Here is a 15482-nt window from a genome sequence, read left to right as displayed (position 1 = left end):
GGGCCGGCCCGGACCGGTGTTTCGGTGCCGGAGGCTGCCCGGGCGGGCGCGGGCGCGAAGAATGGCCGGGTGACGACGGACGAGACCCGACTGCTGCGATGGCGGATGCACGCCCAGTTCGACCCGGCCCGCCCCGGCCCCGCCGCCGGCGGGTCGCCGCCCGGCGCGGTGGCGGCCGTGGCCGGGCGGGCCCCCGGCGTCCAGGCCCAGGACACGGCGGCCGCCCGGCTCGGACTGCGCGCCCGGGGCGTCGGCACCGCCGTCGAGGTGGACGCGGCCCACCGGGCGGGGGAGGTCGTCGCCAGCTGGCTGATGCGCGGCACCCTGCACCTCGTCCCGGCCGCCGACCTGCCGTGGCTGCTGCGGATCTTCGGTGCCCGCAACCTCACGGCCGGCGCGGGCCGGCGCCGCCAGCTGGGGCTGACCGACGAGATCTGCGAGCGGGCGGCGGCGCTGCTGCCGGAGGTGCTGACGGCCCCGCTGAGCCGGGCCGACCTGATCGCCGCGCTGACCGCGCGCGGCGTGGAGGTGGACCCGACCGGCCAGGCGCCCGCCCATCTGGTGGCCTACGCGGCGGCCCGCGGCCTGCTCTGCCGCGGCGCCGAGACGGCCCCGCGCGAACCGGGGTACGTCCTTCGACCGGGCCCGCCGCCCGGCCCGGCCGGGGACGAGGACCTCGCCGCGCTCGCCGCCCGCTACCTCGCGGCCTTCGGGCCGGCCGGCGCCGACGACCTGGCCGCCTGGTCGGGGCTGCCGAAGACGCTCTGCCGGCGCGCCCTCGCCCTGGCGGACCTCCCCGAGGTGGCCCCCGGCCTGTTCGCCGACCCCGGATCCGAGCCCGCGGCGGGGCCGCCGGAGGTCCGTCTGCTCGGTGCGTACGACAACCACCTGCTGGGCTACCGCGACCGGACGCTGATGCTGGACCCGGCCTTCGCCGGGCGGATCAACGCCGGGGGCGGGGTGATCCACCCGACTCTGGTGGCGGACGGGCGGGTGCTGGGGCGCTGGCGGACGGAGCGGGCGGGCGGGGCGGCGACGCTCCGGGTGGAGCCCTTCGGTGCGCTCGCCCCGCCGGTCCTGCGGGGTCTGCGCGAGGAGGCGGGGGCGGTCGGACGGTTCCTGGGGGTGGAGACGGAGCTGCGGGTGGGCCGCCCGTGACGTCTGGCGGGCGGGAATCGTTCCCGTAAATCGCCCAAAGTGTTAGAAAAAGGGCCAAAATGGGTAATGGGTTTGCGCCTTCCATGTTCCGCAACCAAGGAGGTGGTATCGGTGTCTACCCAGATTCCGATGGGCATGGAGCATCACCCGGACATCGTCGAACTCCGGGAGCGCTACGAGCGCGTCACCTCGACCCCGACGGCCCAGGCCGTCGAGGCGCTGGCCGTCCTGGCCGGACTCTTCCTGGCGATCTCGCCGTGGGTGGTCGGGTTCAGCGGCTTCCTCGGCTTCGGCACGCTGGTCGTCAACAACCTGGTCCTCGGCCTGGCGTTCGCGCTGCTCATGGGCGGCTACGGCTCGGCGTACGAGCGCACGCACGCCCGTGCCTGGGCGGCCACGGCGATCGGCGTCTGGTGCATGATCGCGCCATGGGTCGTCGCCGGGAACGTGGACGTCCGACGGACCATCACGACCAATCTGATCACCGGCGGCTGCATGGTGCTCCTGGGCCTGGCCGCCATCTCGATGGCGTCCATGACCGCCAACGGGGCCGCGATGCGCCGTGGTGGTGGCGGCGGCCGCGGGGCGGGAGGAGGCTCCTGACCACAGCGCCCCCTCTGGGCCCGGGGGCGTGCCACCCGGGGCGCAGGCCGTACGCGGCCTGCGCCCTCCCGCTGCCCCGTCCCGTTCCGTTCGGCCCGGCCGATCCTGCCGTGCCTGCCCGGCCCGCCCTGCCCGGCCCGGCCGGCCCGGCCCGCCCTGCCCGGCCCGGCCGGCCCGGCCCGCCCTGCCCTGCCCTGCCCGGCCGGCCCGGCCCGGCCTGCCCCCGGGGCCGGGCGCCGTCAGGGGCGGGTCATCCGCAGCACGTCCAGCGCCTCGTCGAGCTGCTGCTCGGTGAGCAGCCCGCGCTCCAGGTAGCCGCGGTCGAGCACCACCTGACGGATCGTCCTGCGCTCCGCCACGGCCTGCTTGGCGACCTTCGCCGCCTCCTCGTAGCCGATGTACCGGTTGAGCGGCGTGACCACCGAGGGCGAGGACTCGGCGTACTCGCGGGCCCGTTCGACGTTGGCGGTGATGCCGTCCACCGTGCGGTCGGCGAGCAGCCGGGCACTGTTGGCCAGCAGCCGCACGGACTCCAGCACGTTGCGGGCGATCACCGGCAGCATCACGTTGAGCTCGAAGTTGCCGGAGGCGCCGGCGACCGTGACGGTGGTGTCGTTGCCGATCACCTGGGCGGCGACCATCAGCACGACCTCCGGCAGGACCGGGTTCACCTTGCCGGGCATGATCGACGACCCGGGCTGCAGATCGGGCAGGTTGATCTCGCCCAGGCCGGTGCGCGGGCCCGACCCCATCCAGCGCAGGTCGTTGGCGATCTTGGTGAAGCCGACCGCGATCGTCCGCAGCTGGCCGCTCAGCTCGACCAGGCCGTCCCTGGCCCCCTGCGCCTCGAAGTGGTCGCGGGCCTCCGTCAGCGGCAGGCCCGTCTCCCGGGCGACCTCCGCGATCACGGCCGCCGAGAACCCGGGCGGGGTGTTGATCCCGGTGCCGACCGCCGTGCCGCCCAGCGGCAGCTCCGCGACCCTGGGCAGGGTCGCCAGCAGCCGCTCCCGCCCGTACCCGACCTGGGCGGCGTACCCGCCGAACTCCTGCCCGAGGGTGACCGGCGTGGCGTCCATCAGGTGCGTCCGGCCGGACTTCACCACCGCCGCGAACTCCCCGGACTTGCGCTCCAGGGCCTGCGCCAGGTGGTCCAGCGCCGGGATCAGGTCACGGGTGACGGCCGCCGTCGCGGCGATGTGGATCGACGAGGGGAAGACGTCGTTGGACGACTGGCTCGCGTTCACCTGGTCGTTGGGGTGCACCGGCCGGCCGAGCCGCTTGCCGGCCAGGGTCGCGATCACCTCGTTGGCGTTCATGTTCGAGGACGTCCCCGAGCCGGTCTGGAACACGTCCACCGGGAACTGGTCGTCCAGGCCGCCGGCCGCCACCTCCTCGGCCGCCGAGACGATCGCCGCCGCCGTCTCCTCGTCCAGCACCCCCAGCCGGGCGTTCACCCGGGCCGCCGCCGCCTTGATCCGCGCCAGCGCCGCGATGTGCTCGCGCTCCAGCCGCTGACCCGACACCGGGAAGTTCTCCACCGCGCGCTGCGTCTGCGCCTGCCACTTCGCCGCGGCGGGCACCCGCACCTCCCCCATCGAGTCGTGCTCGACCCGCCAGCCCTGCTCGCCGCCCCCGGCCCGCTGACCGGGCCTGGCCTGCTCGTCACCCATGGCGCGACACCTTCTGTTCGGCTCCCACGGCCACTGCCCACACAGCGGCCGCCGGCCACCGGTCGCGGCGGCCGCTGATCAGCACAGCCCCGCGCGGGCCCCGGGTATTTCCGCTCTCACTCGAACGGATGACCGGATCCCGCCCGGCGCCGCGGACGGCCCGCCCGGCAGACTGTCCCCATGACGATGAAGACCGCCGCGCTCAAGGCCGCCTGCCTGGCTCTCAACGGGGCGGAGGAGACCTTCCCGTTCGGTCCGGAGACCTCGGTCTTCAAGGTGGGCGGCAAGATCTTCGCCCTGAGCGCCCTGGACGCGCGGCCACTGAAGGTGAGCCTGAAGTGCGACCCCGAGGTGGCCGTCCGGCTGCGCGGGACGTACCCGGCGATCACCGCCGGGTGGCACCTCAACAAGCGGCACTGGAACACCGTGGTCCTCGACGGCACGGTGCCGGACGCCCTGCTGCGCGAGATGATCGAGGACTCCTACGACCTGATCCTCACCCAGCTCCCGCGCCGCACCCAGCTGGCCCTGGACTGGCCCGGCGTCCGCGCCCCGGGGGAGGGGCGGCCGACGGACCGGTGACGGCCGGCCGCCCCCGCCCGGGGGCCGGGCCGGCACCCCGGAGTTCACTCGATCGAGTGAGGCCCGGTCGGATACCCACGGCCCCGCGGGGGCGGCTTCGTACGCTCGGCCGAGGCGCCGGGGACCCACCGGGCGGTCGGGCGACCGTCCGATCGGGCGGTCGTGGGGCGGGCGCCGGGCACCGGGCCGCTCGGCGCCGGGACACGGACACCAGGGGTGGGGGCGGGCATGGACACAGGGCGCGATCGCGGGCCCGGGCTGACCCGGCGCGGGCTGATCGGGGCCTCCGCCGGGCTCGGCGGCGCGGCCTGGCTGCTGCGCGGCACGGTCGGACCGGACAGCGCCGCGGCCGACGGGTCGGCGCCGCCGCCCTCGCTGCCCGCGGGGACGGAGGTCTACCGGCGGGTGTACGAGAACTGGTCCGGCGAGATCCGCACCGACCAGCTCTGGACCTGCGCGCCCCGCACCCCGCAGGAGGTCGCCGGCCTCGCGGACTGGGCGCACGCGCAGGGCTGGCGGCTGCGCGCCCAGGGATACCGGCACACCTGGGCGCCGCTGACGGTCGCCGACCGCACGGGCGAGGCGACCCGGGTCCTGCTGGTCGACACCTCCACCCACCTGACCGCGATCACGCCGGACTCGCCCGACACCGTCCGGGTGCAGACCGGCGCCACCATGGAGAGCCTGCTCGCCCACCTGGCGGGCCGCGGCCTCGGCGTCGCCGCCTGCCCCGCCCCCGGCGAGGTGACCGTCGGCGGGGTGCTCGCGATCGGCGGCCACGGCACCGCCGTACCGGCCGCCGGTGAGAGCAGGCCGGCCGGGCACGGCTACGGCTCACTGAGCAACCAGGTCACCAGCCTGACCGCCGTGGTGCGGGACGAGGGCGCCGGACGGTACGTGCTGCGCACCTTCGACCGGTCCGAGGCCGACAGCGCCGCCTTCCTCGTCCACCTCGGCCGGGCCTTCCTCACCGAGGTGGTGCTGCGGGCCGGCGCCGACCAGCGGCTGCGCTGCGTCAGCCGGCTGGACATCCCGGCCGCCGAGCTGTTCGCCAGGCCGGGTACCGCGGGCAACCCGCGCACCTTCGCGAGCTTCGTCGACCACGACGGCCGGGCCGAGGCGATCTGGTTCGCCTTCACCGACCGGCCCTGGCTGAAGACCTGGAGCATCGCCCCCGGCCGGCCCTTCGCCGCCCGGCAGGTCGACGAGCCCTACAACTACCCGTTCTCCGACAACATCCCGGAGCCGGTCGCCCGACTGGCCGGCCAACTGGTCGGCGGAGCCTGGGGAACGGCCCCGCTGTTCGGGCAACTCCAGTACCTGGTGGCCAAACTGGCGTTGACCGCCGACCTCACCGACGTCCTGCTCTCCGGCGGACTGCTGCGCGACCTGCTGAGCGGGGACACCCTCACCCACCTGCTGGCCGACGGCCTGCGTTCGGACCTCTGGGGCCCCTCCCGCACCCTGCTCCAGTACGTCCGGCCGAGCACGCTGAGGATGACCGCCAACGGCTACGCCGTGCTCGCCCGGCGGGCCGACCTCCAGTGGGTGGTCGGCGAGTTCGCCGCCCGCTACCGGCAGTTGCTGGCGGAGTACCAGGCCCGCGGCGAGTTCCCGGTGAACGGCACCGTGGAGATCCGCGTCACCGGACTGGACGATCCGGCCTGGTGCGGCGTGCCGGGCGCCCGCCCGCCGCTGCTCTCCGCGCTCCGGCCGCGTCCGGACCGCCCCGAGTGGGACACCGCGGTGTGGCTGGACATCCTCACCCTGCCGGGCACGCCCGGCCTGCACCGGTTCTGCCGCGACATCGAGCGCTTCCTGCTGAGCACCTTCGACGGCGGCCGGGCCGGCCTGCGGGTCGAGTGGTCCAAGGGCTGGGCGTACACCGCCGACGCGGCCTGGGCCGATCCGGAGGTGCTCGGCCGGGTGATCCCGGACAGCCATCGCGCGGGCGGCGGCCCCGGCTGGGACGAGGCGGTCGCGGTGCTCGACCGCCACGACCCGCACCGGGTCTTCGGCAATCCCTTCCTGGACGGGCTGCTGCGCTGAGCGCGGCGCCGCCGGGCACCCCTCGCCCGGCGGCGCCGCACCCGTCGAGCGGTGCGCGGGGGTCAGCCGTGGTAGCCGGCGACGATCTTCGTGAAGGCGTACGGCGCCTGGCCGATGCCGCTGCACGCGTCGCCCGCCGGGGTGCCCGAGGGGCACTGCCGGTCGCGGTTGACGGACCAGAAGGTGAAGCGGGCGAGGTGGTGCGCCTTGGCGTAGTCGGCGATGGTGGTGAAGTCGGCGACGGACACGGTCTCGTCGCTCTCGTCCGTCTTCCCGTTCATCGAGGAGATGCCGATGTGCCGGTAGGCGGTCGCGGAGTCGTAGCCGTAGGCGCTCGCCACGGCCTTCTTGAGGCCGTCGGCGGCGGTCACGGTCACCGAGCCCATCGAGCCGCTGTGGCCGCCGAAGTCGAAGGGCATGATCGTCCAACCGTCCAGGGCCAGGCCGGCCTTGGCGCCCTTCTTGATCAGGTCGACCCCGGCCGCGTCCGGACCGGTCGGGGTGGTGCCGAAGGTGACGTACTCCCGGATGCCCGGGTTGTCGTTCTTGACGATCTTCAGGGCGTCGACCACCCGCTGGCGGACGGTCGCACTGGCGACCTCGGTGTCCTCGATGTCGATGTCGATCGCCTTGAGCTTGTAGGCGTTGATCACCTTCTGGTAGGCCCCGGCGAGCGCGCTCGCGGAGGAGCACTTCTCGCCGAGCTTGTTGCCGCTCCAGCCGCCGAAGGAGATCACCACGTCACCGCCGGCCGCCCGGATGCTGTTGATCGCGCTCTGGTCGCTGCCGCCGGTGAGGGCCCGGCTGCCGTCCCACTTGGGGTTGCAACCGCCGTCGCTGAGCATGAAGGCGAGCGTGAACTGCTTGACGCCGGTCGCCGACATGACGGCGGTCGGACTCTGCGGGTTGCCCCAACCCAGGTACTCGTACGGCGCGTTGAGGCCGATCGGGTCGGGGGTGGCGGCCTGCCCGGCGGGGGCCAGGGCGAAGGCGGTGCCGGTGAGCGAGACGACCGCTGCGAGGGCGAGCAGCGGGCGAAGAGGCTTGCGGGGGTTCATGGTTCACCAATCCGTCGGTCCGTGGGGGAGTGGTGCTGCGGTGAGACCGGTGCAGGGGGGCCGGGCGGGCGCGATGCGCCTCGGAATGCGTTAGGAAAGTTTCCTAACCTTGCGCGACAGGGAACCAGCTGGCGCGGTACGCGTCAAGAGTGGGCGCGCGAAAGCCCGTTGCGGCGGGGGCGGGCGAGGGTGGGCGAGGGTGCGGGCTGGCAGGGCCGTGGAAGGCGGCGGGCGAGGGCGCGACGGTACGCGGGGGCGTAGGGCGACGCGGGGGCGCGGCGCGAGGTCGCGCGCCCGGTGGACGGCTGAGGGGCCGCGCCCGTCCGGGCGCGACCCCTCCCGGTGGGTGCGGGTCGTTTCAGGGCCGGCCGCCCCACCGCCCGCCCCACCGGTCCGACCTCGGTCGGTTCGACCGGGCGGATCGGCCCGTGGCGGGCGGCGACGGCTCGCTCACCCCGTCGGGTCGTCCCGCAGGCGCTCCTGCTGGATCTCCGGCCGCTTGCTGTCCCAGAGCAACTCCCAGACCCGGAAGATGCAGTGGTACTCCCGCATGGTGCCCCGCGTGATCAGCAGGAAGGTGTCGCCGTCGCGCAGCAGGGTGCGCTGGCGGTCGTTCACCGGGTGCTGCGGCCGGTAGCCGGGGACGATCCGCTTCAACTCCGCCAGCGCCTCCTCCCGGCTCCCCTCGATCTCCGCGAGGACCTTCGGAGCCCACAGCCGGTTGTCGCCGATGCCGTCGGTCTCCTCGACGACCAGAGCCCAGCGCGCCATTCGTCCACCCCTTCCGCCGCGTTGCCGCGTTGTCGCGGAGGAGCCTCGGCGCCCCTCCCCCGGCGGTCAGTCTAGGTTCCGCCCCGGACGCGGCCCCGGGGCGGTCCCCCGCCGGGAAGGGCCCGCGCGAGACCTCCCCGGGAGTGCGGGCGGGCGGTCCGGTGCGGAATACTCGCGAGTACCTTCCGAGAATCCAAGGAGCGCTTCAATGGCGAAGCCGAACCGCATCGACCCCGCAGACCTGCTCGCGGTCGGCGACCTGCTGACCGACGAGGAACGGCTGATCCGCGACACCGTCCGGCGGTTCGCGGACGAGCGGATCCGGCCCTACGTCGGCGACTGGTTCGAGCGCGGCGTGTTCCCGGCCCGGGAGCTGGCGCCCGAGCTCGGCGAGCTCGGCGTCCTGGGGATGCACCTCGACGGGTACGGCTGCACCGGTTCGACGGCGGTGGCGTACGGGGTGGCCTGCATGGAGCTGGAGGCGGCCGACTCGGGGCTGCGCAGCTTCGTCTCCGTCCAGGGCTCGCTGGCGATGCGCGCCATCCACGCGTTCGGCTCCGAGGAGCAGAAGCAGCAGTGGCTGCCGGAGATGGCGGCCGGCCGCGCGATCGGCTGCTTCGGCCTGACCGAACCGGACTTCGGGTCCGACCCGGCCAACATGCGGACCAGGGCGCGCCGCAAGGGCGGTGACTGGGTGCTGTCCGGCACCAAGATGTGGATCACCAACGGCAGCATCGCCGACGCCGCCGTGATCTGGGCGCAGACCGAGGAGGGCGTGCGGGGCTTCGTGGTGCCGCGCGGCACCAAGGGCTTCTCGGCCAACGACGTGCACGGCAAGCTCTCCCTGCGGGCCTCGGTGACCAGCGAACTGGTGCTCGACGACGTGGTGCTGCCCGCCGACGCCGTACTGCCGGGGGTCACGGGTCTGCGCGGCCCGCTGTCCTCCCTGAACGAGGCCCGGTACGGGATCCTCTGGGGCACCGTCGGCGCGGCCCGCGACTGCTACACCACCGCGCTGGACTACGCGAAGAGCCGGATCCAGTTCGACCGCCCGATCGCGGGCTTCCAACTCACCCAGCAGAAGCTGGTGGAGATGATGCTGGAGGTCGAGAAGGCCTACCTGGTCGCGCTGCGGATCGGCCGCCTGAAGGACGCGGGGGAGTCGGCGCCCGCCCACATCAGCTTCGGCAAACTCAACAACGTCCGCGCGGCCCTGGAGATCGCCCGCAGCGCCCGGACGATCCTCGGTGCCAACGGCATCACCACCGAGTACCCGGTGCTGCGGCACGCCAACAACCTGGAGTCGGTGCTGACCTACGAGGGCACCAGTGAGATCCACACCCTGGTGCTCGGCCAGGCCATCACCGGTGAGGCCGCCTACCACTGACGGGTCCTCGCTCCGCGTCCGCGGGAAACCGGCTCGCCGCCCGGGCGGCGAGCCGGTTAGGGTCGGTGGTCACCAAGCGCCCCCTACGCAGAGAGCCCGGACATGAGCGGCACGACCACCCTCTGGCGCCCCACCGGACCGCAGGAGCTCGCCCTGGTGGAGGCCTCCGGCTGGCGGGCCTGGCCGCCCAGGCTCCCGGACCAGCCGATCTTCTACCCCGTGCTCAACGAGGACTACGCCGTCCGGATCGCCCGGGACTGGAACGTCCCGGCCTCGGGCGTCGGCTACGTCACGCGTTTCGAGGTCGACTCGGCCTTCCTCGCCCGGTACCCCGTGCAGCAGGCCGGCGGCCGGACGATCCTGGAACTCTGGGTTCCGGCGGAGGAGTTGGAGGAGTTCAACCGGCACATCGTGGGGCCGATCGAGGTGGTACGCGAGTTCCGTCCGGCGCCCTGAGGCCCCACGGCCCGCCCTTCGGCCACCGGCCCCCTCCGCCGCCTCCCAACCCCTTCCGCCCGCCTCCCGCGGCCTCCCGTCGCCGCCCGGCCGGGCCCGCCGGTTCGTACTGTCCGACCGCTTCGCACCACGTCGGGCCCGCCGGAGGACGAGCGCCACCCGGCGGATGCCGCGAGTTCACCGGCAGAACACCGGCCGGTCCGGCGGTGGCGGCAGCATGGCCGGGCCGGTGGGCGGTGCAGCGGCGCGCCGACCGGGCACACGGCTCGGCCGCACCACCGGGAGGAACCCCCTTGACCACCACGCCCCGCACCCCGCACGTCCTCGTCGTCGGCATCGACGGGGTGCGGCACGACCTGCTGTCCGAGGCGGTGATGCCGCGACTGGCCGAGGTCGCCGCGGCCGGGTTCCTCGCGCCGGTCGAGGTGGACGCGGACACGCCGACCATGTCGGGCCCCTGCTGGGCGACCGTCGTGACCGGCGTGACGGCGGCCAAGCACGGCGTCTGGGGCAACCACCTCGGGGGCAACCGGTTGGACGTCTTCCCGGACTTCGCCACCCGGCTGGCCAGGCTCGACGGGCGGCGGACCTTCGTCGCCGCGGGCTGGGAGCCGCTGCTGCTCGCCATGGCGGGCGGCCCGCTGTTCCGCGCCCCCGGACGGCTCTCCTACATCGCCCCGGCCGCCGACACCCCCGAGGCCTGGGAGGAGGTCGACGAGGAGGTCACCCGCGAGGCCGTCCACGTGCTGGCCACCGCCGACCCGGAGGCCTCCTTCGTGTACCTGGGCGCGGTGGACGAGACGGCGCACTTCCTCGGCTGCGGGGCGGAGTACCGGGCCGCGATGCGGGCGGCGGACGACCGGCTCGGGCGCCTGCTGGACGCCGTCCGGGGCCGGGCCGACCACGCGCAGGAGGCCTGGACCGTCATCGTCGTCACCGATCACGGGCACGTGGACGCCGGCGGGCACGGCGGCGACTCGCCCGAGGAGCGGACGGCGTGGGTGGCCTGCGCCGGCCCGGACATCCCGGCCGCGCCGCCGGTCGGGGTGATCCGCCACGTGGACGTGGCCGCCCAGGTGTACGCCTCGCTGGGCCGTCCGGTGGACCCGCACTGGACCCTGGACGGACGGCCGTTCCCGATCCGGCGGCAGGACGACCCCGAGGTGCGGGCCGAGGCGGCGGTCGCCGGGCTCGGCACGGCCGCGGGCTGACCAGGGACCGGCTGACCGGCCCTCGGGCCGGGCCGGGCCGGACCGAGCTCGTGCGGGGCGGCCCCGGCGCGTGCCGTCACCCGTCTGACCGGATGACAGCACCCGCCCACGGCCCGCCGGCCGCCCTTGGCGTACCTCTCAGGTCGGAGGCCGTACCCCCAGGGGTGGAGGGGGGTTCACGACCTCGTGCTGATGCCGCGTCGGGGCGGGCGGGACAGGATGGAGCACAAGGAGAACCGGCGGTACGGCAGCCGGACGAAGGGGCTGGAGCGGTCATGGGGATGCTGGGCAAGCTCGCACTGGGAGTGGCGGGCGCGGGTATGGCGGTCGCCGTCGCGACGGTGGCCTTCGGCCCCCGGATGGCGGACTGGTACGAGGGGCACCACCGCGAGCAGGCCAGCTACACCTCCGGCAGTGCCGCCAAGGCCGGCCGTCACGCGGTGCCGGCCTGGCTCCCGGACGACGCGACCGCCGTCCGCTACCTGTGGTCGCCCACCACCCACGACAGCCTGCTCCGGGCGACCGTCTCCGCCGGACGCCTGCCGGCCGGCTGCACGCCGGTCGACCGGACGGGCGGACCGGTCCGGGCCGGCGCGGCCGCCAAGGACCGGCCGGGCGCGACCAGGCTCAAGGCCCGCTGGTTCCCCGCCGAGCCGGCGGCCGGACTGGCCGGCCACTGCGGCCACTACACCGTCGTGCTGGCCGGGGATCAGCTGTTCGCCTGGCAGGACGGCGCGAGCGCACGGGCCGCCATGCGGGGGAACGCGGCAGCGGGCCGATGATCCACCTGGGGGCCCCGGGTATCGGTCGGGCGACCGGCTGAGGTAGGACGGAGCGAGCACCCGACGCCCGTGAGGAGCCCCATGCCCGGCCCGACCGCCGATACCACCGGTGTGCAGTCGACCCTCTCCCGTCCCTCCGAACCCACCGGCGTCGGCCGGACCGGCATCGTCGTGCTGGGCGGGCTGGTCGCCCTCGGCCCGCTCACCACCGACCTCTACCTGCCCGCACTCCCCGAACTCACCGCCGACCTGCACACCAGCCCGGCGGCCGCCCAGCTCACCCTGACCTTCTCGCTGCTCGGGGTCGCCGCCGGCCAGCTGCTGTTCGGACCGCTCAGCGACCGCCTCGGCCGCCGCCGTCCGCTGCTGGCGGGCCTGTTCGTCTACTCGGCCGCCACCCTGCTCTGCCTGCTGGCCGGCACGCTGCCGCTGCTGGTGGCGGGCCGGTTCCTGCAGGGCATGGCCGGCGCGGCCGGACTGGTCATCGGCCGGGCCATCGCCCGGGACCGCTACGAGGGCGTCGCGGTCGTCCGCTTCCTCGCCTCGATCGGGCTGATATCGGGCCTCGCGCCGATCCTCGCGCCGATGCTCGGCGCGCAGCTGATGCGGGTCGCCAGCTGGCGCGGCACCTTCGGCGCGCTCGGCGTCCTCGGCGTGCTGCTCACGGTCTTCGCCCTGATCTCGCTGCGCGAGACCCTGCCTCCGCAGGCCCGCCACGGGGGCGGGCTGACCGGCACCCTGCGGACCATCGGCAGGCTGCTGAAGGACCTCCGCTTCCTCGGGCTCGTTCTGACCAGCACCTTCGCCTTCGGGGCGCTGTTCGGCTACATCAGCGGCTCGTCCTTCGTCCTGCAGCAGGTCTACGGGGTCTCACCGCAGACCTATAGCCTGCTCTTCGGGCTGAACTCGCTGGCCATCGTCGGCATGACGCAGCTGAACGGGCGGCTGCTCGCCCACCGCTTCTCCGCCCGTGCGCTGATGACGGCGGGGCTCGCGACCGGCGCCGTGGCGGCGGCCGCGCTGTTGCTGCTCACCGGTGTCTGGGACCTCGGGCTGGCCGGGTTCTGCCCGGCGGTGTTCGTGATGATGGCGAGCATGGGCGTGGTGCTGCCGAATTCGGCGGCGCAGGCGCTCACCATGGTGGAGCCCGCCGCCGCCGGTTCGGCCTCCGCCCTGCTGGGTGTGGGGACGTTCCTGTGCGGTGCGCTGGTCGCGCCACTGAGCAGCGCCGGCGGCGAGCCCTCCGCCCTGGTGCTGGGGGCCGTGGTGCTGGGTTGCTCGACGCTGGCGGGCACCGCGTACCTGGTGCTCTGCCGACCCTGGCAGCGGGTGACGGTATCCGGAGTCGCGATGACAGATGGTGAAATCCGTCAGCTGTGATCGGTCGATGGTCAGTGGTCGATCGTCGGCGGTCAGTCGTTCGCCCCGCTCACCCGCCGTGACTCACACCGGGCCCGTCGGGGGCAGACGGACGCCGAAGGCCCGCAGCGTACGGGCCACCGCGTCGCCCGTCTCGCTGGGGGACCAGCCCAGCTCCGCGCGGGCCCGGCGCGCGTCCGGAGTGAGCTCGGAGCCGAGGAAGTGCAGCTCGCCGAAGGAGAGCAGCGGCGGCCGGCCGGTGACCTTGGACGTCAGCTCCCCGATGCCGGCGAGTGCCCAGGCGGCGGGGCCGGCCAGGGTCATCGGCACCCGGGCGGTCGGCACGGCCAGCTTCACCAGGCCGGCGATCTCGGGCAGCTCCAGGAACCGGTCGGAGAACAGGTAGCGCGAGCCGACCGGCGCCTGCGCGGCGCGCAGCTGGCCCGCCGCGAGGTCCTCGTTGAGGACCACGGCCATTCCCCCGGGCGGCAGCGCCGGCACCTTGTTCCGGGCCAGGTCGACCAGGAGGCGGTTGAGCGCCGTGGGGCGGGTCGGTCCGGGCCCGAACACCGCGGACGGGTGGACGAACCTGGCCGGAAGCCCGCGTCCGAGGGCGGCGGTGACCAGCCGGTCGGCCTGCTGCTTGGACCGCTCGTACGCGGTGTGCAGCGGGTGTTCGGCGATGGCCGACTCGTCGAAGGGGAGGTCGCGGGGGCGTTCGAAGACGTCCATCGTGCTGGTGTGGACGAAGGTCTCGACCTGCTCGGCGAGGGCGGCCTCGACCAGGGCGCGGGTGCCGTCGACGTTGACCCGGCCGAAGAGCGAGCGGTCCCGCAGCCACTGCTCGGGCAGCCCGGCGGTGTGGAAGACGGTGTCGCAGCCCTGGACGGCCGCACGCAGCGTGCCGCCCTCGGTCAGGTCGCCGGGCCAGACCTCGACACCGGCCGGGAGCACGGCCCTGCCCGGGTCGCGGACCAGCGCCCGGACGCGGACGCCGCGCTCGGCGAGCAGCCGGGCCAGCGGGTGGCCGACGGTTCCGGTGGCTCCGGTGACGAGTGCCTGGCGCATCTGGGTCCTCCGGCGGTTCGACGGTCGCGGGCTTCGTCCGGCCGCGTGGGAAGCCCGCGTCGATGCTGCCGATCATGCCTCATCCGGCCCCGGACACCCCGGCACCGGACACCACGGCACCGGACGAACGCCGCCGCCCGTCCAACGCCACCGAACCCCGCTCACCGAACCCGCCCGCCGATGGTCGCCCGCCGAATGCCGCCGCATACCGCTGGATACCGCCGAATGCCGGACGTCGCCGAACGCCGCCGCCGGGTGCCGCGCAGGTGATGGCCTGCGCGGCACCCGGCGACGGGTGGGGCGTCGGACGTGGACGGCGCCGTCCGAGGCATTCCGGAACCTACCGGGACCTACCGGTGGGTCCGGCGCCGTCCGATGCCGGGCAATGCCGGGCGGGGTCGGTCAGGAGGTGGAGAAGGTCAGGCGATGGAGAAGTCGTCGCCGAAGACGGTGCCCTGGCCGTACCAGCCGTGCAGGTAGACGCTCACGGTGCCGGAGGCGCCGGTGGTGAACGGGACGGTCAGCTTGGTCCAGCTGGTGGCGTTCGGCGTCCAGGTGCTGGCCGTCGCGCCGCCGCTCACGCCGATGTAGGCGTAGTTGCCCTGGACCCAGCCGGACAGCGTGTAGCTGTGGTTGGGCAGCAGGGTGACGGTCTGCGCGCACTCGCCGGTCTGGCCGGCGGTCACGGCGGCCTGCAGTGCGCGGGTGCCGCTGTGGACCGGGGTGCTGACCACGGCGCCGCCGCTCTGGCAGGTCCAGGGGGCGAGGCTGCCGGTCTCCAGGCCGCCGTTGACCAGGCCGGTCGGCGTGGTGCCGCCCGTCACGGTCAGGGTGTAGGTGGCGGTGTGGCTGCCGGAGGCGCCGGTGGCCTTGACGGTCAGCGGGTAGCTGCCGGCGGCGGTCGCGGCGGTGGTGCTGATGGACAGGGTGGCGGCCGAACCGGCGTTCACCGTGCCGGGGTTGATGGTGGCGGTGACGCCGGCGGGGGCGCCGGTGACGGTCAGGGCCAGGCTCTGGGCGGCGCCGGAGGTGACGGCGGTGGCGATGCCGGCCGTGGTGGCCGAGCCCGCGACGACCGAACCGGCGGCGGGGCTGAGCGCGACCGAGAAGTCGTTGCCCGGCTGGGTCCCGGTGACGGTCAGGGTGTAGGTGGCGGTGTGGCTGCCGGAGGCGCCGGTGGCCTTGACGGTCAGCGGGTAGCTGCCGGGGGCCGTGGCGGCGGTGGTGGTGACGGACAGGGTGGCGGCCGAACCGGCGTTCACCGTGCCGGGGTTGATGGTGGCGGTGACGCCGGCGGGGGCGCCGGTGACGGTCAGGGCCAGGCTCTG

The 15482-nt window shown here is 74.6% G+C and carries 14 protein-coding genes; 9 read left to right on the top strand and 5 right to left on the bottom strand.

Translation table 11 applies throughout. The features are described from left to right. Positions 1–69 precede the first annotated feature (69 nt). Complete coding sequence (locus tag ACFTWP_RS02420) at positions 70–1158, top strand: winged helix DNA-binding domain-containing protein (RefSeq protein WP_380261794.1); 1089 nt, start codon at positions 70–72, stop codon at positions 1156–1158. A gap of 135 nt (positions 1159–1293) precedes the next feature. Continuing rightward, positions 1294–1761: an SPW repeat protein gene (locus tag ACFTWP_RS02415; RefSeq protein WP_380262132.1), complete on the top strand. Its 468-nt coding sequence runs from the start codon at positions 1294–1296 to the stop codon at positions 1759–1761. Positions 1762–2000: 239 nt separating this feature from the next. On the opposite strand, the gene ACFTWP_RS02410 is transcribed toward ACFTWP_RS02415, so the two are convergent. Next, positions 2001–3431 (bottom strand): class II fumarate hydratase, encoded by a 1431-nt coding sequence (locus tag ACFTWP_RS02410; RefSeq protein WP_380261792.1) that lies wholly within the window; start codon positions 3429–3431, stop codon positions 2001–2003. Between the two features lie 186 nt (positions 3432–3617). Here ACFTWP_RS02410 and ACFTWP_RS02405 point away from each other — a divergent pair, with 186 nt between their 5' ends. Together ACFTWP_RS02405 and ACFTWP_RS02400 are read left to right on the top strand one after the other, a co-directional pair. Beyond that, on the top strand, positions 3618–4013 hold the full coding sequence (locus ACFTWP_RS02405; protein ID WP_380262130.1) for an MmcQ/YjbR family DNA-binding protein: 396 nt from the start codon (positions 3618–3620) through the stop codon (positions 4011–4013). A gap of 228 nt (positions 4014–4241) precedes the next feature. Continuing rightward, a complete protein-coding gene (locus tag ACFTWP_RS02400; protein WP_380261790.1) occupies positions 4242–6062 on the top strand; it encodes a cholesterol oxidase substrate-binding domain-containing protein in 1821 nt (606 codons plus the stop codon). Between the two features lie 62 nt (positions 6063–6124). Here ACFTWP_RS02400 and ACFTWP_RS02395 read toward each other — a convergent pair whose 3' ends face one another. Continuing rightward, entirely contained in the window at positions 6125–7120 is a 996-nt protein-coding gene (locus tag ACFTWP_RS02395; protein ID WP_380261788.1) for a chitinase, read from the bottom strand. Positions 7121–7570: 450 nt separating this feature from the next. Further along, complete coding sequence (locus ACFTWP_RS02390; RefSeq protein ID WP_380261786.1) at positions 7571–7891, bottom strand: hypothetical protein; 321 nt, start codon at positions 7889–7891, stop codon at positions 7571–7573. Positions 7892–8099: 208 nt separating this feature from the next. Between ACFTWP_RS02390 and ACFTWP_RS02385 the strand changes: the two genes are divergently transcribed. The 5 genes from ACFTWP_RS02385 to ACFTWP_RS02365 all read left to right on the top strand — a co-directional run bounded on the left by ACFTWP_RS02385 (position 8100) and on the right by ACFTWP_RS02365 (position 13107). Continuing rightward, positions 8100–9278 carry an acyl-CoA dehydrogenase family protein gene (locus tag ACFTWP_RS02385; protein WP_380261784.1) on the top strand — a complete coding sequence of 393 codons (1179 nt, stop codon included), beginning with the start codon at positions 8100–8102 and terminating at the stop codon, positions 9276–9278. A 102-nt stretch (positions 9279–9380) separates the two neighbouring features. Next, positions 9381–9734, top strand: a complete 354-nt coding sequence (locus ACFTWP_RS02380; protein ID WP_380261782.1) for a hypothetical protein — start codon at positions 9381–9383, stop codon at positions 9732–9734. Between the two features lie 293 nt (positions 9735–10027). Further along, positions 10028–10945, top strand: a complete 918-nt coding sequence (locus tag ACFTWP_RS02375) for an alkaline phosphatase family protein (protein WP_380261780.1) — start codon at positions 10028–10030, stop codon at positions 10943–10945. Between the two features lie 275 nt (positions 10946–11220). Next, the gene (locus ACFTWP_RS02370; protein WP_380261779.1) at positions 11221–11727 is read left to right on the top strand and encodes a hypothetical protein; all 507 of its coding nucleotides are present in this window, start codon (positions 11221–11223) and stop codon (positions 11725–11727) included. A gap of 81 nt (positions 11728–11808) precedes the next feature. Beyond that, positions 11809–13107, top strand: a complete 1299-nt coding sequence (locus tag ACFTWP_RS02365; protein WP_380261777.1) for a multidrug effflux MFS transporter — start codon at positions 11809–11811, stop codon at positions 13105–13107. Positions 13108–13170: 63 nt separating this feature from the next. Here the strand turns inward: ACFTWP_RS02365 and ACFTWP_RS02360 are convergent, their stop codons facing one another. Both ACFTWP_RS02360 and ACFTWP_RS02355 read right to left on the bottom strand, forming a co-directional pair. Next, a complete protein-coding gene (locus tag ACFTWP_RS02360) occupies positions 13171–14154 on the bottom strand; it encodes an NAD-dependent epimerase/dehydratase family protein (protein WP_380261775.1) in 984 nt (327 codons plus the stop codon). Positions 14155–14573: 419 nt separating this feature from the next. Continuing rightward, positions 14574–15482, bottom strand: a 909-nt coding sequence (locus ACFTWP_RS02355; RefSeq protein WP_380261773.1) for a carbohydrate binding domain-containing protein, incomplete at its 5' end; no start/stop codon positions are given.

Origin of the sequence: Kitasatospora sp. NPDC057015 (assembly GCF_042673745.1) — a bacterium.
GTDB lineage: Bacteria > Actinomycetota > Actinomycetes > Streptomycetales > Streptomycetaceae > Kitasatospora.
Note: the sequence above shows the minus strand (reverse complement) of the source record. Positions and strands in the feature narration are given on the sequence as shown.